General features: G+C 68.7%; 21 protein-coding genes. 14 read left to right on the top strand and 7 right to left on the bottom strand.

What is annotated here, in order from left to right; translation table 11 throughout:
• Window position 1 precedes the first annotated feature (1 nt).
• The 4 genes from AOM45_RS25215 (at window position 2) to AOM45_RS25200 (ending at window position 3884) form a co-directional block, all read left to right on the top strand.
• Window positions 2-655, top strand: a complete 654-nt coding sequence (locus AOM45_RS25215) for a hypothetical protein (RefSeq protein WP_030467865.1) — start codon at window positions 2-4, stop codon at window positions 653-655.
• A 33-nt stretch (window positions 656-688) separates the two neighbouring features.
• Window positions 689-2797 carry an NAD-dependent DNA ligase LigA gene (gene ligA, locus AOM45_RS25210; RefSeq protein WP_372497475.1) on the top strand — a complete coding sequence of 703 codons (2109 nt, stop codon included), beginning with the start codon at window positions 689-691 and terminating at the stop codon, window positions 2795-2797.
• A complete protein-coding gene (locus AOM45_RS25205; RefSeq protein WP_030467867.1) occupies window positions 2790-3290 on the top strand; it encodes a GNAT family N-acetyltransferase in 501 nt (166 codons plus the stop codon). Before ligA ends, AOM45_RS25205 begins: the two co-directional genes overlap by 8 nt.
• 66 nt (window positions 3291-3356) lie before the next feature.
• Window positions 3357-3884, top strand: a complete 528-nt coding sequence (locus tag AOM45_RS25200) for a hypothetical protein (protein ID WP_030467868.1) — start codon at window positions 3357-3359, stop codon at window positions 3882-3884.
• Here AOM45_RS25200 and AOM45_RS25195 read toward each other — a convergent pair.
• Window positions 3870-4289: an SWIM zinc finger family protein gene (locus AOM45_RS25195; RefSeq protein ID WP_059362690.1), complete on the bottom strand. Its 420-nt coding sequence runs from the start codon at window positions 4287-4289 to the stop codon at window positions 3870-3872. The two genes, AOM45_RS25200 and AOM45_RS25195, sit on opposite strands and share 15 nt — an antisense overlap.
• Before the next feature lie 38 nt (window positions 4290-4327).
• On the opposite strand from AOM45_RS25195, the gene AOM45_RS25190 reads away from it, so the two are divergent.
• On the top strand, window positions 4328-4762 hold the full coding sequence (locus AOM45_RS25190) for a GNAT family N-acetyltransferase (protein ID WP_030467870.1): 435 nt from the start codon (window positions 4328-4330) through the stop codon (window positions 4760-4762).
• Here AOM45_RS25190 and AOM45_RS25185 read toward each other — a convergent pair.
• On the bottom strand, window positions 4759-4983 hold the full coding sequence (locus AOM45_RS25185) for a hypothetical protein (protein ID WP_030467871.1): 225 nt from the start codon (window positions 4981-4983) through the stop codon (window positions 4759-4761). The genes AOM45_RS25190 and AOM45_RS25185 overlap by 4 nt on opposite strands.
• A gap of 105 nt (window positions 4984-5088) precedes the next feature.
• Between AOM45_RS25185 and AOM45_RS25180 the strand changes: the two genes are divergently transcribed.
• Window positions 5089-6750 carry a DUF262 domain-containing protein gene (locus AOM45_RS25180; protein ID WP_030467872.1) on the top strand — a complete coding sequence of 554 codons (1662 nt, stop codon included), beginning with the start codon at window positions 5089-5091 and terminating at the stop codon, window positions 6748-6750.
• Here AOM45_RS25180 and AOM45_RS53540 read toward each other — a convergent pair whose 3' ends face one another.
• On the bottom strand, window positions 6751-6876 hold the full coding sequence (locus tag AOM45_RS53540) for a hypothetical protein (RefSeq protein ID WP_269083661.1): 126 nt from the start codon (window positions 6874-6876) through the stop codon (window positions 6751-6753).
• 59 nt (window positions 6877-6935) lie between these two features.
• On the opposite strand from AOM45_RS53540, the gene AOM45_RS25175 reads away from it, so the two are divergent.
• Complete coding sequence (locus AOM45_RS25175; protein WP_030467873.1) at window positions 6936-7619, top strand: 3-keto-5-aminohexanoate cleavage protein; 684 nt, start codon at window positions 6936-6938, stop codon at window positions 7617-7619.
• On the opposite strand, the gene AOM45_RS25170 is transcribed toward AOM45_RS25175, so the two are convergent.
• Window positions 7616-8269 carry an ACT domain-containing protein gene (locus AOM45_RS25170; protein WP_030467874.1) on the bottom strand — a complete coding sequence of 218 codons (654 nt, stop codon included), beginning with the start codon at window positions 8267-8269 and terminating at the stop codon, window positions 7616-7618. The two genes, AOM45_RS25175 and AOM45_RS25170, sit on opposite strands and share 4 nt — an antisense overlap.
• A gap of 230 nt (window positions 8270-8499) precedes the next feature.
• Between AOM45_RS25170 and gatC the strand changes: the two genes are divergently transcribed.
• The 7 genes from gatC (at window position 8500) to AOM45_RS25135 (ending at window position 17763) form a co-directional block, all read left to right on the top strand.
• Window positions 8500-8799, top strand: coding sequence for an Asp-tRNA(Asn)/Glu-tRNA(Gln) amidotransferase subunit GatC (gene gatC, locus AOM45_RS25165; RefSeq protein WP_030467875.1), 300 nt, complete (start codon window positions 8500-8502; stop codon window positions 8797-8799).
• A complete protein-coding gene (gene gatA / locus AOM45_RS25160) occupies window positions 8796-10280 on the top strand; it encodes an Asp-tRNA(Asn)/Glu-tRNA(Gln) amidotransferase subunit GatA (RefSeq protein ID WP_030467876.1) in 1485 nt (494 codons plus the stop codon). Before gatC ends, gatA begins: the two co-directional genes overlap by 4 nt.
• A complete protein-coding gene (locus AOM45_RS25155; protein ID WP_207310891.1) occupies window positions 10277-10474 on the top strand; it encodes a hypothetical protein in 198 nt (65 codons plus the stop codon). The genes gatA and AOM45_RS25155 overlap by 4 nt, the downstream gene beginning before the upstream one ends.
• The gene (gatB, locus tag AOM45_RS25150) at window positions 10471-11973 is read left to right on the top strand and encodes an Asp-tRNA(Asn)/Glu-tRNA(Gln) amidotransferase subunit GatB (RefSeq protein ID WP_030467878.1); all 1503 of its coding nucleotides are present in this window, start codon (window positions 10471-10473) and stop codon (window positions 11971-11973) included. Before AOM45_RS25155 ends, gatB begins: the two co-directional genes overlap by 4 nt.
• 185 nt (window positions 11974-12158) lie before the next feature.
• On the top strand, window positions 12159-12431 hold the full coding sequence (locus tag AOM45_RS25145) for a hypothetical protein (RefSeq protein ID WP_030467879.1): 273 nt from the start codon (window positions 12159-12161) through the stop codon (window positions 12429-12431).
• A 191-nt stretch (window positions 12432-12622) separates the two neighbouring features.
• Window positions 12623-15088: a CHAT domain-containing protein gene (locus AOM45_RS25140; RefSeq protein ID WP_162185663.1), complete on the top strand. Its 2466-nt coding sequence runs from the start codon at window positions 12623-12625 to the stop codon at window positions 15086-15088.
• A 188-nt stretch (window positions 15089-15276) separates the two neighbouring features.
• Window positions 15277-17763 carry a M14 family zinc carboxypeptidase gene (locus tag AOM45_RS25135; RefSeq protein WP_030467881.1) on the top strand — a complete coding sequence of 829 codons (2487 nt, stop codon included), beginning with the start codon at window positions 15277-15279 and terminating at the stop codon, window positions 17761-17763.
• Between the two features lie 66 nt (window positions 17764-17829).
• On the opposite strand, the gene AOM45_RS51075 is transcribed toward AOM45_RS25135, so the two are convergent.
• The 3 genes from AOM45_RS51075 to AOM45_RS25120 are packed head-to-tail and all read right to left on the bottom strand — an operon-like array spanning window position 17830 to window position 19138.
• Entirely contained in the window at window positions 17830-18192 is a 363-nt protein-coding gene (locus tag AOM45_RS51075) for a VOC family protein (RefSeq protein ID WP_030467882.1), read from the bottom strand.
• Complete coding sequence (locus tag AOM45_RS51070; protein WP_051783457.1) at window positions 18189-18557, bottom strand: SgcJ/EcaC family oxidoreductase; 369 nt, start codon at window positions 18555-18557, stop codon at window positions 18189-18191. The genes AOM45_RS51075 and AOM45_RS51070 overlap by 4 nt, the downstream gene beginning before the upstream one ends.
• Window positions 18554-19138, bottom strand: a complete 585-nt coding sequence (locus AOM45_RS25120; protein ID WP_201780067.1) for an MPN domain-containing protein — start codon at window positions 19136-19138, stop codon at window positions 18554-18556. The genes AOM45_RS51070 and AOM45_RS25120 overlap by 4 nt, the downstream gene beginning before the upstream one ends.
• Between the last annotated feature and the right edge of the window lie 26 nt (window positions 19139-19164).

Raw genomic sequence — 19164 nt, 5'->3', positions numbered from 1 at the left:
CATGAAGTGGTTCCGCCGCCGCAAAGCCGAAGACGCCGTCCCCGCCCACCTCCCGAACGCGGAGGAGGCAGCGCTTCGGTTCTGGGAGCGGTGGTTCGAGCTGGTACCGGTGGTCAGCGCGGCGCTCGGCGACGGCGAGCCGCACCGCGTCGAGGACGAGCTGCAGGAGCTCGTGCGCGCGATGCACCCGGACCTCGTGTTCTCGCTCGAGCAGGGGCACATGGCGATGTACGCGCTGGTGATCACCGGTCAGGAGGACCCGCGGCTGCGGCCGTACACCGACGCGTGGATCAAGGCCGCGCCGCCCGCGGACATGGTGTGGGAGTTCCACAACTCGGTGCCGCCGGTGCCGGACCCGACCGAGGTGGTCGTGAACCTCGGTGAGGTGAAGGTGCGGCTCGGCGACTACCGCGTGGTGGCCCAGGTGGACGGTGACGTCGTCGACGTCGCGGTCTACCACCCGGCGCTCGCCGAGCTGACCGAGCGGCAGCGGCAGACGATGACGTTCCTGCCGCTGGACGTCACTCTCGGCGAGCGGCTGGCGGGGGAGCGGTTGCGGCGCGTGGAGACCGCGCAGCTGGAACCGGAGGGCACGATCAGCCTGCTGGAGCTCCGTTCACTCGTCCGGACACTGGCTCAGGTCGCGGACGACTGAAAACTGTCAGACCTGCTCACTAAGCTGTGGGACGTGACCAGCGAGAGCCTTGAAGACGTCCCCGCAGAGGTGCGCGAGCGGCATGCCGTGCTCGCGGAAGAGGTGCGCTCGCACCAGTTCCGCTACTACGTGCTGGACGACCCGACCGTCACGGATGGTGAGTTCGACGCGCTCCTCAAGGAACTCGAGGCGCTCGAGGCGGATCATCCCGGTCTGGCCACACCGGACTCGCCGACGCAGCTCGTCGGCGGCACGTTCTCGACCGAGTTCAAGGCTGTCGACCACCTGGAGCGCATGCTCAGCCTCGACAACGTCTTCACGCAGGACGAGCTGACGGGCTGGTTCGAGCGCGTCCGGAAGGACATCGGCGAGGGCACGCACTTCCTGTGCGAGCTGAAGATCGACGGCCTCGCGATCAACCTGCTGTACGAGAAGGGCAGGCTGACGCGCGCGCTGACCCGCGGCGACGGCCGCACCGGCGAGGACGTGACGTTGAACGTCCGCACGATCGCGGACGTGCCGGTGGTGCTGAAGGGTTCCGGCGAGTACCCGGTGCCGGACCTCGTCGAGGTGCGCGGTGAGGTCTTCTTCGCGGTCGAGGACTTCCTCGCGTTGAACGCCTCCCTGGTCGAGCAGGGCAAGCCGCCGTTCGCGAACCCGCGCAACACGGCGGCGGGTTCGTTGCGGCAGAAGGACCCGAAGGTCACCGCGTCGCGCAAGCTGCGGATGATCTGCCACGGCATCGGCAAGACCGAGGGCTTCGAGCTGGCTCGTCAGTCGCTCGCGTACGAGGCGCTCAGGTCGTGGGGCCTTCCGGTTTCCTCGCACACCAAGGTCCTCACGGATCCGGCCGGGATCCGCGAGCACGTCGAGTACTGGGGTGAGCACCGGCACGACGCGGTCCACGAGATCGACGGCGTGGTGATCAAGGTCGACGAGGTGGCGCTGCAACGGCGCCTGGGGACGACGTCGCGGGCTCCGAGGTGGGCCATCGCGTACAAGTACCCGCCGGAGGAGGCCACCACGACGTTGCTGGACATCCAGGTCCAGGTCGGCCGCACCGGCCGCGTGACGCCGTTCGCCCTGATGGAACCGGTGAAGGTGGCCGGCTCGACGGTCGCGCGCGCCACGCTGCACAACGGGTCCGAGGTCAAGCGCAAGGGCGTGCTGATCGGCGACCGCATCGTCATCCGCAAGGCGGGAGACGTGATCCCCGAGGTGCTGGGTCCCGTGCTGGCCGCGCGCCCAGCCGACGCGCGCGAGTTCGTGATGCCGACGCGGTGCCCCGAGTGCAACGCCGAGCTGCGTCCGATGAAGGAGGGCGACGTCGACATCCGTTGCCCGAACGCCGAGACGTGTCCCGGCCAGCTGCGGGAACGCCTGGCGTACCTGGCCTCCCGTTCCGCGCTGGACATCGAGGTGCTCGGCTACGAGGCCGCTGCCGCGATCACCGAGTCCACGGTGTACACGAACGAGGCCGACCTGTTCGACCTCGACGCCGAGGCGTTGAGCCAGATCGAGCGCTTCAAGACGAAGAACGGCGAGCTCTCCGCGAACGCGCTGAAGCTGCTGGACAACCTGGAAGCCGCCAAGTCGCGTCCTCTGTGGAGGGTGCTGGTGGCGTTGTCGATCCGGCACGTCGGCCCGACCGCCGCCCGCGCGCTGGCGCTGCAGTTCGGCTCGATGGACGCGATCCTCGCCGCCGACGAGGAGGTGCTGGCCGGCGCGGAGGGCGTGGGCCCGACGATCGCGACGGCCGTCGTCGAGTGGCGTGAAACGGCGTGGCGTCAGGAAGTCGTCGAACGGTGGCGCGCGGCGGGCGTGCGGATGGAGGACGAGCGCGACGCGTCCATCACCCGCAACCTCGAAGGCCTGTCCATCGTGGTCACCGGCTCGCTCACCGAGTTCTCGCGCGACTCGGCCAAGGAGGCCATCCTCGCCCGTGGCGGCAAGGCGGCCGGTTCGGTCTCCAAGAAAACAGCTTTCGTGGTCGTGGGCGACTCACCAGGATCCAAGTACGACAAGGCCATCTCCCTGAAGGTCCCGGTGCTCGACGAGGCGGGCTTCCGAGTCCTGCTCGAGCAGGGCCCGGACGCGGCGAGGGACGTGGCCATCACCGGGGAAGAGGAGACAGATGGCTGACCTGATCATCCGCGCGGCCACGGAAGCCGACCTGCCCGAGGTCGGCTCCGTGACGGTCGAGGCGTACAGCGCGGACGGCTTCGTCGGCGCCCACGACGACTACGCCCGCGTCCTGGCCGACGCCGCGGCACGCCACCGCGACGCCGAAGTGCTCGTCGCGACGGACGACACCGACGCCGTGCTGGGCACCGTGACGGTGGTCCTGCCCGGCACGCCCTACGCCGAGATCTCCCAGCCGGGCGAGCTCGAGTTCCGGATGCTGGCCGTCTCGTCGGCCGCACGGGGCAGGGGCGTGGGCGAGGCCCTGGTGCGCGCGGTGATCGACCGCGCGCGGTCGGCCGGCATCGGCAGGGTCGTGCTGTCGTCCTCGGAGAAGATGCTGGCGGCGCACCGGCTGTACGAGCGCCTCGGCTTCACGCGCCTGCCGGAACGCGACTGGATGCCGTTGCCCGGCGTCACGCTGAAGGCCTACGCGTACGGGATGCCGCTCTGAGCGCAACCACCCGCGGTGCCGGGCGTCCACCGGACAGCACTGGTGACCGCGAATGGGGGTTCGCGCATGAGACCGGCCGCACTGTTCCTGCTGATCGTCGTGCTGACCGCTGCCTCGACCGCACCGGCTCACCTGCCGGACCACGAGCGGCAGCAGATCGCGGAACTCGCCCAGCGCTACCTCCAGCACCGGGCGGACAAGGTCACGAACAGCCCTCAGGTCGCGGGCTTCGGCGTGCCCACGACCGACGCGCTGGCCGCGGGGCTGCGCGACGACGAACGAAAACTCCGCGCCCGCAACGCGTCGTACAGCTCATTTCCGGGCGGCGGCTACTCCCGCGCCGCCGTCAGCACGACCCTGCGACGGCTCCACGTCGACCCGGACGGCAGCGTCGTCGCCCACGTCCGCGAGGTGACAGAGCTGCACTTCGCGAGAACCGGATCCGTGACGCACTCCACGTTCTCGATCACCACGGTGCTGGTCTTCGACCGCACCGCCACCGGCTGGGTGCTGGCGGCCGCGATCAGGCCACCGGGCACCAAGTGCGGCCTGCCGGCGGAAACGCAGTTCTGCGGCCACCTAACCGAGCGATGACACGATCCGCGCCCGCAGCTTCAGGTCTCCGGCGGCCTGGTCGTAGAGCAGGTCCCGCAGCACCTCCGCGGGCAACGCTCTCAGCACGTCCCGGAGCTCCACGTCCTCCGCGTCCGGCGGCGGCACCGTCTCGCCCCGGTCCAGCAGCACCAGCCCGACCGCCACGCAGTGCTTGCAGAAGAACCCCTCCGACCCGTGCGGGCAGCTGCACGCGCCCACCAGGTGCGTGCCCGACCAGGAGAGCTCCACCGCGTACGCCGCCTCGTCGCTGCCGCGCACCCGAGCCGCCACGTGCCGGCTGTGCACCCGCAGGGACAGCACGGCGTCGCGGTAGGTCAGGCCGCGCCAGTACGACTTGGTGCCCGCGCGGTGCAGCAGCAGCTCGGTGGTGAGATCCGTCGACACGGGGGTCATCCAACCGGGTGACCGCAGAAAGGATCAACATGATCGCGATCAGCCCGCTCCAGCCCGCAGACCGCGCGAGGTGGCAGGAGCTCTTCGAGGGCTACAACACCTTCTACGAACGCACGCTGCCAGCGGAAACCTACGACGAGAAGTGGGAAGCGTTCCAGCGGAACGAAACCATCCACGCGCTGTGCGCCCGCGACGAGACCGGCGTCGTCGGCATCACGCACTTCTTCAAGCACCCCAGCACGTCCGGCCCGGACGTCTGCTACCTGCAGGACCTCTTCACCGCCCCCGAGGCGCGCGGCCGTGGCGTCGGCGGCGCGCTCATCGAGGCGGTGACCGAGTGGGCGAAGCAACGCGACTGTGCCCGCGTGTACTGGCACACCAGCGAACGGAACGAAACCGCCCGCCGGCTCTACGACAAGGTCGCGGAGAAGACGCCCTTCGTGAACTACCGAATCGTGCTCTAGCGAGCCGTCGACTCCAGGTCGAGCAACGTCACGGCGGCGCGGAAGTACTTGTTGGTGCCCAGGTCACGCACGGTCTTGATGTTGAACGCGGCCTTCAGCTTCTCCGCGTCGCCCGCGCTCACGCCCTGCAGCGCGTCGACGGGGGCGTCCAGGATCTCGTTGAGCGGGAGGTTCTCGTAAGCCTTGTCGAGGAGCATGTCGAGGTTCACGGTGATGGCCATGATCTTCTTACCTCCTGGAGGTGGGGCGATCACGGCCGATTCTGGGGGCAGATCGCGGACTTCGCAGGACGTAACGGCGGTCGCAGGGCTCGCGATGAGGCGGTCATGCAAAAGCTCGAAGCCCATGAGGTGCCACTGCACAAGGTGTTCGGCAGCGACTACGACTTCCGGATTCCCGACTACCAGCGGCCCTATGCGTGGGAGGTCGAGCAGGCCCAGCAGCTCCTCGACGACCTTGTCGAAGCACTCGACAGGGACAGCGACGAGCCCTACTTCCTCGGTTCGATGGTGCTCGTGAAGAGCGACGGTGCCGCGGACTCCGAGGTGATCGACGGCCAGCAACGGCTCACGACGCTCACGATTCTCCTCGCCATCGTCCGGGATCTGGCCAACCCAGGAGGTATCCGCGACTCGCTCGGCAAGATGATCGTCGAGCAGGGTGACGAGCTGCTCGGCCTCGAAGCGAAGCCGCGCCTCGCGCTCAGGAAGCGTGATCAGGCGTTCTTCCGGTCCTACGTGCAGATGCCGGGTCGCATCGGGGAACTGGTCGCCCTCAGCGACGGGGCGTTGAAGACGGACGCGCAGAAGGCGATCCGCGACAACGCCAAAGCGTTGCGCGACGCTCTCGTCGAACGAGACGAAGAGGCCCGGCACCGGCTGGTCAAGATGATCAGCGCACGGACGTTCCTCGTGGTCGTCAGCACGCCGAACTTGGCCAGCGCGCACCGGATCTTCAGCGTGATGAACGCCAGAGGCCTCGACCTCTCTCCGGCGGACATCTTCAAGTCGAAGGTCATCGGAGAGCTCGACGACGAGTACGCCACGAGGTGGGACGAGGCCGAGGTGATGCTCGGCAGGAACGACTTCGCCGACCTGTTCCTCTACATCCGGATGATCTTCGCCAAGGAACGCGCGAAGCAGGACCTGATGACGGAGTTCCCGAAGCAGGTGCTGAACCAGTACCTGCACGGACGGGAGGCCGAGTTCGTCGACGACGTGCTGGTGCCCTACGCGGAGGCCTACCTGCAGATCCGTGACTTCGGGTACGCCGCGACGGAGAAGGCCGAACGGATCAACTCGTGGTTCCGCAGGCTCGCCCAGATCGACAACAGCGACTGGCTGCCGCCCGCGTTGTGGGCCGTGCGCCACCACGGTGACGACCCGGACTGGCTGGACGGCTTCTTCCGGAAGCTGGAGCGGCTCGCCGCGAGCATGTTCATCCGCCGGATCTACACGACGCCGCGGGTGATCAGATACGCCAACCTGCTGCGAGATCTCGCGGCCGGGCACGGGCTGGGTTCGGCCGCCTTCGAACTCGACGCCGACGAACGCGCCGACACGGTGCGGCAGCTCGACGGCGCGCTGTACCTGGTCCAGAAGACGCGGAAGTACGTGCTGCTCAGGCTCGACGAGATGCTTGCGGACAGCTCCGGGGTCACCCACGACTTCCCGATCATCACGGTGGAACACGTCCTGCCGCAGCAACCGAAGGAAGGTTCGCGGTGGCGGGACGACTTCACGGCCGAGGAGCGAGTCGTCTGGACGCACAGACTCGCGAATCTGGTGCTGCTGAACAGGTCGAAGAACTCGCAGGCCAGGAACTACGACTTCGCCGACAAGAAGGCCAAGTACTTCCTCAGCGGCAAGGGCGTGGCGGCGTTCCCGCTGACCAGCCAGGTGCTTGCTCACACGGAGTGGACACCGGCGATGCTGGAGACCCGGCAGAAGGAGCTGCTCCGGACGCTGGCGGAGGAGTGGAAACTCTGATCAGCGCCGCTTCCGGCGCGTGAGGGCCACGACGATCACGCCCGCCACCGCGAGCACCCCGGCCGCCCCCAGCACCAGATCTCCTGCTGCCAGGTCGGATTGGGCGAGCGCCAAGGCCAGTCGCATGCCTTGAAGCTAGCCCTTGGAGCAGCGCGGCGGCGAGGTTTGTGTGGGACCGTGGAACTGTGCTGCAAGCCTGCCTGAACGGCTCCCGCACGGCCGAGGAGCACCCGGCGCTGCCGCTCACCGCCGAGCGCCTGGCCGAGGACGCCGCCGACGTCGCCGCGCTCGGTGTCACGTCGGTGCACCTCCACCCGCGGGACGTCATCGGGGCGCCCACGCTGGCCGGTCCGGAGATCGCCGGCACCATCGCCACGGTCAGGGCGGCCGTGCCGGGCATCGAGATCTGCGTGTCGACGGACGTTCCCGGCAGCCGTACCACCCTCATCGCCAGCTGGGCGGCGCTCGCGGCAGGCCGGCCCGACATCGCGAGCGTGCACACACAGGAACCGTGCTGGCGGGAGCTCGCCCGAGCGTTGCGCCAGGTCAACGTCGGCGTCGAGCTGGTCGTGGAGGAGCCCGTCGAGCTCCGCGAGCTGCCCGCGGGGACCAGCCGGATCACGGTGAGGGCGACCGCGCGAACGGCGGAAAGCCTGCTGGAACGCGTGGAACCGCTCGGCCTGCCGATCCTGTTGCACGGCAGAGACGACGACGCCTGGGTCGTGTTCGACTACGCGGCACGGCTCGAGCACCACGTGCGCATGGGGCTGGAGGACACCCTGCGCATGCCCGACGGCCGCACGGCCAGGAACAACGCCGAGCTGATCGCGATGGCCCGGCGGAACCAGAAGACCAAGGCGCCCAGTTAGTCGGGCAGCACCACGGCGACGATCCCCGCCAGGTGCGCGAGGCGTGCCACCTCGGCCGCGCGGAACATCGGGCCGCCCGGTCGTCCCACGACCAGCACGCGGTCCGGCTTGCCCAGCGGGGTCGCGGCCAGCTCGGTGCCCAGCTCGCGCCAGGTCTCCGGCACCCACTCCTCCTCGCCGTCGAGCACGGTCGCGCGCTCCAGCGGGAACCACGGCACGTTCGCCATCCGCGTCTCCGGGGCCGCCGACGACGACGTCAGCCGGTTGATGCCGGTGCCTTCGGGGCCGACGACGACGGCCCAGCCCGCGCGGATGATCTTCGGAACGCCCTCGGTGAAGACCTCGAGGCCCTTGTGCGGCTCCTCGGCGATCTCCTCGACCAGTTCGAGCTCGCGGTGGGTGTCCAGAATCCCGGCGTACGGGCGCACCGCGTCGACCTCGACGCCGTCCACGGACTCGGCGGCGGTGATCAACGTGTCGGGCAGGCGGCCCGACGGCAGCTCCACCACCAGGTCGTCGATGGCCACGCCGGAACCGCGTTCCACCACGTCGACGCTGAGTATGTCCGCCCCGATCTCGCCCAAAGCCGTTGCGACCGCGCCGAGGGTGCCGGGACGGTCCGGGAGCTGGACCCGGATCAGGAACGACAAGGTGAACGCCTCCATAGCTCGTGCGTGAGACCCCGCGTCTCGCGCCGTTGCCGGTCGGTGATTCTCGCAGACGGATCCTCAACGCATGACCCGCTGTCCGCGTTGCGAACCGGTTAAGTTGACGTGCCGGTCAACCACGGAGGCGGTAACCGGTTCGAAGGCGCGCCTGACCAGCCCATAGACTCACGGGGTTCCCGATTCGTATCCCGACCCTACGGGGGTTGACAGGAGTGCCCAGCATCTCCCGCGACGAGGTCGCGCACCTGGCGAAGCTCGCCAGGCTGGCCGTCACCGAGGACGAGCTCGACTTGTTCGCCGGCCAGCTCGACGTGATCCTCCAGTCGGTGGCTTCCGTTGGCGACATCGCCACGGCCGACATCCCGCCGACGTCGCACGCCGTTCCGCTGACCAACGTCTTCCGCGAGGACGTGGTCCGTCCGAGCCTCGGTCAGCAGCAGGCGCTCTCCGGCGCTCCTGAGGCCGAGGACGGCCGGTTCCGCGTGCCCCGCATCCTGGGTGAGGAAGCATGACCAACGACCTGATCCACGCCACCGCGGCCGAGCTCGCCGCGAAGATCCACAGCGGTGAGGTCTCGTCCGTCGAGGTCACGCAGGCCCACCTGGACCGCATCGCCGAGACCGACGGGAAGGTCAACGCCTTCCTGCACGTCGACACCGAGGGCGCGCTCGCGCAGGCCCGCACGGTCGACGAGGCCGTCAAGGCCGGTGAGACCGTCGGAGCGCTCGCGGGTGTCCCGCTGGCGCTCAAGGACGTCATGACCACCGAGGGCGTGCCGACCACGGTCGGTTCCAAGATCCTCGAGGGCTGGCTGCCGCCCTACGACGCGACGGTGACCCGCAAGCTGAAGGAAGCCGGCGTCGTCATCCTCGGCAAGACGAACATGGACGAGTTCGCCATGGGTTCGTCGACCGAGAACTCGGCGTACGGCCCCACGCACAACCCGTGGGACCTCGACCGCATCCCCGGCGGCTCCGGCGGTGGCTCGTCCGCGGCGCTCGCGGCGTACCAGGCCCCGCTCGCGATCGGCACCGACACCGGTGGCTCGATCCGCCAGCCCGGCGCGGTCACCGGCACCGTCGGCGTGAAGCCGACCTACGGCGGTGTGTCGCGTTACGGCCTGGTGGCGTTCTCCAGCTCGTTGGACCAGGCCGGTCCGTGTGCGCGCACGGTGCTCGACGCTGCGTTGCTGCACGAGGTCATCGCCGGCTACGACCACATGGACTCGACGTCCATCAACGCGCCCGTGCCGCCGGTCGTCGCCGCTGCCCGCGAGGGTCTGTCCGGTGACCTGTCCGGTCTGCGCATCGGTGTCGTCACGCAGTTCCAGGGCGAGGGCTACCAGCCCGGCGTGCTGCGCAGCTTCCAGGCCGCCGTGTCGCAGCTCAAGGAGCTCGGCGCGGAGATCGCGGACGTGTCGTGCCCGAGCTTCGACTACGCGCTGCCCGCCTACTACCTCATCGCGCCGAGCGAGTGCTCGTCGAACCTCGCCCGGTTCGACGCCATGCGCTACGGCCTGCGCGTCGGCGACGACGGCACGCGCAGCACCGAGGAGGTCATGTCGCTGACCCGCGAGGCCGGCTTCGGTCCCGAGGTCAAGCGCCGCATCATGATCGGCACGTACGCGCTGTCGTCCGGCTACTACGACGCGTACTACGGCTCGGCGCAGAAGGTCCGCACGCTGATCACGCAGGACTTCGCGAAGGCGTTCGAGAACTTCGACGTGCTCATCTCGCCGACCACGCCGACCACGGCGTTCAAGATCGGTGAGCGCGCGAACGACCCGATCGCCATGTACAAGGCGGACCTCTGCACGATTCCCGCGAACCTGGCGGGCACCCCGGCCATGAGCGTCCCGAGTGGTCTGTCCGATGAGGACGGTCTGCCGGTCGGCCTGCAGATCATGGCTCCGGCGCTGCAGGACCACCGCATGTACCGCGTCGCCGCCGCGTACGAGGCCGCGCGTGGTGCATTCGGAGGTCCGTCACTGTGAACATCAAGAAGGCGCGGGGCCTGCTCGGCCTCGCCGGTGCCGTGGCCGGAGCCGTGGGAGCGTTCTCCGGCTTCCGGAACGCCCGTGCGAAGAATGACAAGCTGCTCTTGGCGAACGCGATCGCCAGCATCGCCGTGGCGGTCACCGGTGCGGCGCTGGCCGTTCGTGCTCTGCGGAAGGACGAGTTGGCATGACCTCTCTGGTTGAGCTGATGGACTACGACGAGGTCATCGAGAAGTACGACCCCGTCCTGGGCCTCGAGGTGCACGTCGAGCTGCACACCAACACGAAGATGTTCTGCGGCTGCGCCAACGAGTTCGGCGGCGAGCCGAACACGCACACCTGCCCGACGTGCCTGGGTCTCCCCGGCTCGCTGCCGGTGGTGAACGGCAAGGCCGTCGAGTCCGCGATCCGCATCGGCCTCGCGCTGAACTGCGAGATCGCCGAGTGGTGCCGGTTCGCGCGGAAGAACTACTTCTACCCGGACATGCCGAAGAACTTCCAGACGTCGCAGTACGACGAGCCGATCGCCTTCAACGGCTGGCTCGACGTGACGCTGGACGACGGCGAGGTCATCCGCGTCGAGATCGAGCGCGCGCACATGGAGGAGGACACCGGCAAGTCGCTGCACGTCGGCGGCGCCACCGGTCGCATCCACGGTGCCGAGCACTCGCTGCTCGACTACAACCGCGCCGGCGTGCCGCTGATCGAGATCGTCACGAAGATGATCCCCGGCACCAAGGAGCGCGCTCCCGAGGTCGCCCGCGCGTACGTCACGGCGCTGCGCGACCTGCTCAAGGCGCTCGACGTGTCCGACGTCCGCATGGACCAGGGCTCGCTGCGCTGCGACGCGAACGTCTCGCTCAGCCCGAAGACCACCGGCGCCCTGGGCACCCGCACCGAGACCAAGAACGTCAACTCGCTGCGCAGCGTCGAACGCGCCGTCCGCTTCGAGATGACGCGTCAGGCCGCGGTGCTGGAGTCGGGTGGCGAGGTCATCCAGGAGACCCGTCACTTCGACGAGTCGTCGGGCAGCACCTCTTCTGGCCGCAAGAAGGAGACGGCGGAGGACTACCGCTACTTCCCGGAGCCCGACCTGGTCCCGATCGCGCCGTCGCGCGAGTGGGTCGAGGAGCTGCGCGGCACGCTGCCGGAGCTCCCGTGGGAGCGCCGTGCGCGCATCCAGAAGGAGTGGAACCTCACCGACGAGGTGCTGCGCGACCTGGTCAACGCGAACGCCCTGGACCTCATCGAGGCCACCGTCGTCGCGGGCGCGAAGCCGGACGAAGCCCGCTCCTGGTGGGTGTCGTACCTGGCCCAGCAGGCCAACACCCGTGGCGTCGAGCTGACCGACCTGCCCATCACCCCGGCCCAGGTCGCACGGGTCATCGAGCTGGTCAACACCGGCGCGCTGACCAACAAGCTCGCCCGTGAGGCCGTCAACGGCGTCCTGGAGGGCGAGGGCTCCCCGGACGAGGTCGTCGAGAAGCGCGGCCTGAAGGTCGTCTCGGACGACTCGGCGCTGGAGAAGGCCGTCGACGAGGCCCTCGCGGCCCAGCCTGACGTGGCCCAGAAGATCCGCGACGGCAAGGTCCAGGCGGCCGGCGCCATCGTCGGCGCGGTCATGAAGGCCACCAAGGGCCAGGCCGACGCGGCCCGCGTGCGCGAGATCGTGCTCGCACGCTGCTCGTAGATACATAAAGGACGCAAAAATCACAAAGGGTCACCTGTTCGTGCAGGTGACCCTTTGTGATCTTAGGCCGACCGAGTGGCTGTTAGCTAAATGAGACGCATACCCGTAGCTGTGTGTGCCACCCTCTTTGACGCGCCCATCTGGGGGGATGGGAAGTAAATAGTCCAAACGAGGGGGGAAACCTCATGACTGGCCAGCGCGAAGGTTTGATCGGCGACATCTTCAAGAAGGTCAAGGACCTCGTCACCGACGACGACAACACGAACCCGACGCCGCCTCCTCCGGCGCCTGAACCGACGCCGGCGCCGCAGCCGGGGCCTCCGGTCACGCCGCAGTGCTGTGGCCACACTCCGAAGTTCGCGGGCACCGCGGAGGAGCTCACCAGCGACGAGCCGATCGTCCACGACGCGAACTGCCCGAACCACCCGGACAACCTGGCCAAGGAAGTAATGGTCTAGTCACCCTCCGCGCTGTCCGCCACCACGCCCCTGCGCCTGGATGGCGGACAGCGCCATTTGGAGGCGTGTGGTGTGATGATCACATGCCCGCTCGTGCATTGGACACAGCGCGCGAGTTGTACGAGAAGGGATGGACGGAGCAGGATCACTACCGCTTCCCCTCCGCCATCCGCCTTCACAAGCGTGCGCTCGTGCACGCCGATCGCGCGCCTGACAGTCCGGAACGGACGGAGCTGCGGGTCCGCATCCTGTACTGCCTCGGCGACGCCACCGGTGAAGCCAGCGGGTTGGACGCCGCCGTCGGGTTCTTCGACCAGGCGCGTCAGGAGATCGAACGACTCGAAGACCCGTGGTTGCGCGTCCTGCTGAAGGGCTGCGCCGACTACTACCAAGCCTGCATCATCCTGCGCACGGGGCAGCCTGAGCAGGCGGTCGCGTGGTTCGGCCCGTTCATCGACTTCGCCGAGGCCGCTCTCGCGACCTCACCCGAGCGGGTGGACGCGGAGTGGATCAACCGGCTCGCGTCCTCGTTGATCTCCAGGGCGCTCGCGAACGCGGCCATCCGCCGCAGCAAGGCAGCCATCAGCGATCTGACCCGCGTGGCCGTGCTCAGCGGTGAGCACAGTCTGGACCGGCTCTACCCCTACGTGGTCGCGGCGCTCGCCAACACCTACAAGCAGAGCGGCCGCGTGATCGAGGCTCTGCGGCACTACGAGGAGGCCGAGCGCCTTTACCTCGCGCACGAGAAGATGTCGAACTATGCCGGCACGCAGCTCATGCACGCCGAATGCCTGCTGATGGTCGGCATGTCCGACCACGTCGGCCGCATGCTCGACGAGGCGTTGCCGGTGCTGCGCAAGAACAAGGTCAGCCAGGACATCGCCGAGGTCGAGATGTACCGGGCGTCCGCGGCGCTCATGGACGACCAGTTCGACCTCGCCCGTCGCATGGCGAAGGCGTCCATGCGCAAGCTGGAGAAGCGCGGCAGCACGTGGTGGATGATGGCCGCGCTGATCGAGCTCTGGGCGCACGCTATGCAGGTCAAGCGCGTCACGAACGCGTTGGTGCAGAAGGCGTTGACCCTCTCCGAGCACCTCGCGGCCAACCACCTGATCGACGAGGCCAGGTTGGCCGGAGTGCTCGCCGTCCGGCTCCAGGTGCGCAGGCGGCGGATCGCGGACGCCGAGGAACTGCTCAGTCGGCTGCCGGCTCCGCGTGCCGTCACGCCGCTCGACCACCGCATGCAACGCCGGCTGGTGCTGGCCGAACTCGCTCTGGCCAAGGGCGACCGGCGCACCGCTTTGACGCACGCGCGCAAGGGACTCGACGAGCTCGGCCGGGTGCGCGACCAGCTCGGCGGTCTGGAGCTGGTGTCCGCGACCGCCGTGCACGGACGTGAGCTGCGTGAGCTCGCGATCCGGCTGGCGCTGGAGAGCGATGACGCCCGTCAGGTGTTCGTGTGGCTGGAACGCACCCGAGCCCAGGCCTACCGCTACGAACCGCAGGAACTGATCGAGGACGGCGAGCTGGCGGAACGCATCGCCCAGGTGCGCGGGCTCGGCCGCGAGCTGATGCGGGCCGGTCTCGACGGCCGGCCGACCGCCGAGCTGCGCAACGAGCTGGTGAAGGCGCAGCGCGAGGCGACCAGGCTGGGCTGGCACTCGCAGCGGTGGGGCCGCACGCGTCCGATGGCGACGATCAACGAGGTGATCGCCGAGCTGGGTGAGCGCGCCATGGTCAGCTTCGTGGTGTCCGGCGGAACCATGGTGGCCGTGGTGGTCGCGGCCGGCCAGGTGCGGATGGTCCGGCTCGGTGATGCCCACGACGCGCTGGAAGGGGCCCAGAAGCTCCACATCGACCTCAACGCGCTGGCTCCCGACTACCTGCCGCCACCGCTCGTCGAGGTGATCGGCGGGTCGGCGCGCAGGCAGGCGGCCGCACTGGACTCGTTGCTGATCAAGCCGTTGATCCACCTCATCGGCGAGCGGGAGCTGGTCGTCGTCCCGACCGGTCCGCTGTACACGGTGCCGTGGGGTGTTCTTCCGAGCCTGCACGGACGTCCCGTCGTCACGGCGCCCTCGGCGACGGCCTGGCTGACGGCGACCCAGGCCGAGAAGCCGAAGACCGATCGCGTGCTGCTGGTCCAGGGCCCGAGCCTGCAGTTCGCGGACGGCGAGCTGGACCGGCTCGCCGCGTTCCACGACAGCGCCACCGTCCTCGCCGGTGAGGACGCGACCGCTGCGAAGGTTCTCGAAAACCTCGACGGCGCGGATCTCGTGCACGTCGCCGCGCACGGCGAGCACGAGAACGAGAACGCGTTGTTCTCCCGTCTGGAACTCGTCGACGGGTCGCTGTTCGCCTACGAGCTGGGGCGTCTCCGCAAGCCGCCCGTCCACGTCGTCCTGTCCGCCTGTTCACTGGCGTCGAACCGCGTCCGCCCGGGAGACGAGGCACTCGGGTTCGCCGGCGCGATGATCGCCGGCGGCACCAGGACCGTCATCGCGGCGTCCAGCAAGGTCGGCGACGAGATGAGCGCGGCCGCGATGGCCGACTACCACCGGGCGCTGGTGGCCGGGGCGGCACCGGCTGTCGCACTGGCGGAGGCGATGGCGAAGGACCCGTTCCGCAGGCCTTTCCTCTGTCTGGGGTCGGGCTAGGCCGTTCGAGTGGTCGTCTCACGATCGCCGAAATGAACGCGCTGGTCAGTCGTGACTTCTGTCCCGCTGGTGGATGCGGTTGGTGAACTTCTCTCGCTAGGCTGCTGGTTCGAGTCTTGACCGAGGGGATCAACGGCCCGCCTATCGGCTCTAGTCGGTACGCGGGCCGTTGTGCAAGAAACGACCGCATGCGCAGAACTCTGCTCGCTGTTCTCCTGGCGGTCACCGCGGCGGTGGCGGCGCCCGTCAACGGAACAGCACAACCGTCGGACCCAGACCGAGAACCCGGAAACGGGCCCGAGCGGAATGTTGTCGCGGCCGTGGACAGCGCTTTCACGGCGCAGCTGGTGCAGGCCCAGGGGGAGAACCGGGCCGACCGCTACCAGGGCTACCCGCGCCGGACGACCCTCCGCACGTATCCGGAGAACCCGGCCGACAAGACCATCAAGCTGAACCTGGCGCCGTACCACTCGCTGGCGCCGAAGCTGAACGCGTTGCAGCAGAAGAGCAACCGGATCTCGGTCGAGGTCGTCGGCCAGTCAGGACTCGGCCGCGACCTGTACCTCGTCACGCTGACCGCGCCCGAGAGTCCCGCGCAGACCAGGCTGCAGGAGCAGTTCCGGGCGAGCATCGAAGAAGGACGCAAGGTTCCGGCGGGTCTCTACAAGGCGCCGGTCTGGATCAACAACAACATCCACGGCGACGAGTGGGAGGGCACCGACGGCGCGCTCAGGGTCATCGAGCACCTCGCCACGTCCAACGACGCGGCGACCAAGAACCTCTTGCAGCGCAGCAGGATCTACTTCAACCTCACCGCGAACCCCGACGGCCGCGTCGCCGGCACGCGGCAGAACAACGCGGGTTTCGACCTCAACCGCGACTTCGCCACGAGCTCGCAGCCCGAGAACCGGGCGATGCGCGAGATCGTCGAGAACACCCAGCCGTTGATGATGCTGGACGAGCACGGCTACGTGGAGAACACGCTCATCGAGCCCACCACTCCGCCGCACGGCCAGAACTACGACTTCGACCTCTACATCAAGCACGGCTACGCGGGTGGCCTCGCGATGGAGAAGGGCGTGCAGGCGCTGGGGCACCCGGAGACCGCGAAGCCGGAGATCCCGTTCCGCGACTACGACCCCGGCGTGTGGGACGGCTGGGCGCCGATCTACACCGCCCAGTACTCGATGTACCACGGCGCCATCTCGTACACGATCGAGATCCCGCAGCAGGTCAACCGGCAGGCCTACGACACCCTGCCCGCGGCAGAGCTGCAGCGCCGGGCGAAGATCAACACCGACGTCGTCGAGTCGACCATCAAGACCACGATCGACTACGTGGACGACCACCGCGCCGACCTGATCTCCAACCAGACCGAGATGTTCCGCCGCGGCAAGGCAGGCGAGCCGCAGCGCGAGATCCCGGACGGGTTCGTGCCCGGCTTCGGTCCGGAAGACCGCTACCGCACGGAGTTCCCGCGTGCCTACGTGATCACGAACGACCGCTCGGCACCGGCGACGGCCAGGCTCGTCGACCACCTGGTCGCACACGACGTCCGCGTGAAACGGGCCGAGAAACCGTTCACGCTGGGCGGTAAGCGCTATCCAGCTGGGTCGTACGTCGTCGACATGCACCAGCCGAAGCGTGCGCTCGCGAACGTGATGCTGGAGCAGGGCAGCGACATCAGCACCAAGGTCCCGGTGATGTACGACATCTCCGGCTGGAGCCACCGGTTGCTCTGGGGCGCGTCGATCGACATCTACCAGAACGGCCCGTTCCACTTCTACGGCAAGGACGTCGTCACGGCGGCCCCGACCGGTGACGTCGACGGGGCTCCTGGCGCGGACCTCGCCCTGACGTTGAACGACGCCAAGGACGCGCAGGCCGTCAACGACCTGCTCGGCCGCGGCATCGCGGTGCGCCGCCAGGACGACGGCACGATCGTGGTCCCGGCCGCCGAGAGGCTCGCCGCGAAGGAGGTCGCCGACCGCTACGGCGTGCGGTTCACCACCGCCAAGCCGGGCGGAACGGCGTTGCAGCGCAAGGTGATCGCGGCCGCGGTCGGCCCGGACGAGCTGCAGGTGCTGCGCGAGTCCGGTTTCGACGTCCGCACGATCTCCACCACCGTGCTCAACGCCGGCTTCGACTGGTCGCGGATCGACGTGCTGTTCGTGTCGTCGGGCCTGAACTACCCGCAGCTCAACGCCACCGCCAAGGCGGGCCTCGACGAGTTCCTCAAGCGCGGCGGAGTCGTTACGCGAGGCGCGACGGGCGGCAGGTTCAACGTCGACGCCAAGCTGCTGCAGGCCACCCCGGTCGCGGGCTGGGAGGACGCCAACGGCGTGGTGAACGTCGTCAACGGCACCGGCCCGGTCGGCACCGGCGCGCTGCCGCACTCGTTCGTCTACTCCCCGCAGTGGTTCACGAACCTCGGCGCGGGCGTGACGGTCGAGCAGCGCTACGGCAGCACGGTGATCGCTGCTGGTCACTGGCGCCCACGCGACAACGGCACGGGTGGCCAATCCGACGCCGCAGGCCAGGCGGCAGTCGTCTCCGGCACCGCGTCCACCGGCGCCAGGGTCGTCCTCTTCGGCACCGAGCCCATGTTCCGCAACCACCCCAAGGGCCTCTACGCCCAGGTAGCACGAGCCATCTTCTGGACCGGCACCCGCTAGTTGGAAGTGCACGCGGGGAGCTTTCGTGCACTCAGAGCGAACGAAAGGGCCCCGCGTGCGCTCACATCAGCCGAGGCCTGGTGGGAGGTAGCCGTGGGCTGAGAGGTCGAACCAGTTGCCCTCGGGGTCGATGGCCCGGTACTCGGCGAACGGGCGGTCGCCGCCGCGCAGAGCCGGGCGGGGCTCCAGGGAGTCGAGGTACGGCGCGACGTCCGGAACGTGGAACCCGAAGTGGTTGAAGCCGGTCGGCACGTCACCGTCGAGGCGCTGCTGGATCAACGCCAGGTTGATGTAGCCGTCGGTGACGAAGTGGCTGCCGTCCGGGTCGGTGTGGAACAGCTCCATCCCGAACCGCGAGGTGTAGAAGCCGGCCATCTCCTTCGCGTCCTGCACGACGAACGCGATGTGCCGCAACCGGGGCCTGCTCATGACTTTCCCTTCGGGATCATGTTGTGGAACGCGGCGATCTCCCACCCGTCGGCGCGCTGGACGACGACGGCCTGCGCGTGGGTGGTGATGCCCGCCGGGGCGATGGAAGACGTGACGTGCACGAGCGAGATCCCGTCGGCCAGCGGCTTGATCAGGCTGATCTCGGCGGTCAGCTTCGTGTCGCGGTACGGCCCGGCGAAGAGCTGCGCGTGACCGGCGGCGACCGCACGCCGCCCGTACAGCTCCTCACCCCGCACGGTCACGAAGTCGACGTCCTCGGCGAAGACGGCGGCGAACGCCTCGGCGTCGCCGTGTGCCCAGCCCTGCTCCATGCGCCGCCAGAGCGCGTAGATCTGTTCTGTCATGAGTGGTTCATCCTCAACGGCAGGCGCAGGCACTCGGCGTCCCACGCGGCGAGCGAGTAGTAGAGGCCGCCATGGCGGCGTTCGAGGTAACAGACGACGTTCACGGGCCATCCGCTGTTGCGGAACATGTGCTCGTCCATCGGCGTCGGGTGGTCGCTCAACGGCCGGTCGCGTTCGCATTCGGGTCCGAGACGGTGCCAGTCCGGGTGCAGGTGGATCGAGCCGAGCACGTCGAGATCCCTGGCGTCCGCCGCGCGGGTGATCGTCAGCAGGTCCGCGGGGTCGAGCCACCACGCCCGCACCGGGTTCTCGTACGCCGTGCCGAACCGCGGCACGATCGTCGACGCGAACTCCTCGCGTGCCGAAGGGTCGGTCAGCCGCGCGTTGCGGCCGAACGCGACGTCGGAGACCACGACCTCCGAGCCCGCCGCAAGACCCAGCAGGACCGCGAAACACGGTCTCGGCTCGTCCTCGGTGATGAACGAGTATTCGACGGACGCGGCCTCCAGAAACGCTTTCAGTGCGCGATCCGAAAACAGCACCGCGTCGGTGCGCGCCGGACGCTCGGCCAATTCCATCACGCAGACGAACGTATCGATTGCGAAGG

Source organism: Lentzea aerocolonigenes (assembly GCF_000974445.1).
Taxonomy (GTDB): Bacteria; Actinomycetota; Actinomycetes; order Mycobacteriales; family Pseudonocardiaceae; genus Lentzea; species Lentzea aerocolonigenes.
The sequence above is the reverse complement of the archived record's forward strand: the minus strand, read 5'-3'. Positions and strand labels throughout refer to the sequence as shown.

Coding starts and splice junctions, on each gene's coding strand:
- AOM45_RS25215 (WP_030467865.1), top strand. CDS start 2: ATGAAGTGGTTCCGCCGCCGCAAAGCCGAAGACGCCGTCCCCGCCCAC.
- AOM45_RS25205 (WP_030467867.1), top strand. CDS start 2,790: ATGGCTGACCTGATCATCCGCGCGGCCACGGAAGCCGACCTGCCCGAG.
- AOM45_RS25200 (WP_030467868.1), top strand. CDS start 3,357: ATGAGACCGGCCGCACTGTTCCTGCTGATCGTCGTGCTGACCGCTGCC.
- AOM45_RS25190 (WP_030467870.1), top strand. CDS start 4,328: ATGATCGCGATCAGCCCGCTCCAGCCCGCAGACCGCGCGAGGTGGCAG.
- AOM45_RS25185 (WP_030467871.1), bottom strand. CDS start 4,983: ATGGCCATCACCGTGAACCTCGACATGCTCCTCGACAAGGCTTACGAG.
- AOM45_RS25180 (WP_030467872.1), top strand. CDS start 5,089: ATGCAAAAGCTCGAAGCCCATGAGGTGCCACTGCACAAGGTGTTCGGC.
- AOM45_RS53540 (WP_269083661.1), bottom strand. CDS start 6,876: ATGCGACTGGCCTTGGCGCTCGCCCAATCCGACCTGGCAGCAGGAGAT.
- gatA (WP_030467876.1), top strand. CDS start 8,796: ATGACCAACGACCTGATCCACGCCACCGCGGCCGAGCTCGCCGCGAAG.
- gatB (WP_030467878.1), top strand. CDS start 10,471: ATGACCTCTCTGGTTGAGCTGATGGACTACGACGAGGTCATCGAGAAG.
- AOM45_RS25145 (WP_030467879.1), top strand. CDS start 12,159: ATGACTGGCCAGCGCGAAGGTTTGATCGGCGACATCTTCAAGAAGGTC.
- AOM45_RS25135 (WP_030467881.1), top strand. CDS start 15,277: ATGCGCAGAACTCTGCTCGCTGTTCTCCTGGCGGTCACCGCGGCGGTG.
- AOM45_RS51075 (WP_030467882.1), bottom strand. CDS start 18,192: ATGAGCAGGCCCCGGTTGCGGCACATCGCGTTCGTCGTGCAGGACGCG.
- AOM45_RS51070 (WP_051783457.1), bottom strand. CDS start 18,557: ATGACAGAACAGATCTACGCGCTCTGGCGGCGCATGGAGCAGGGCTGG.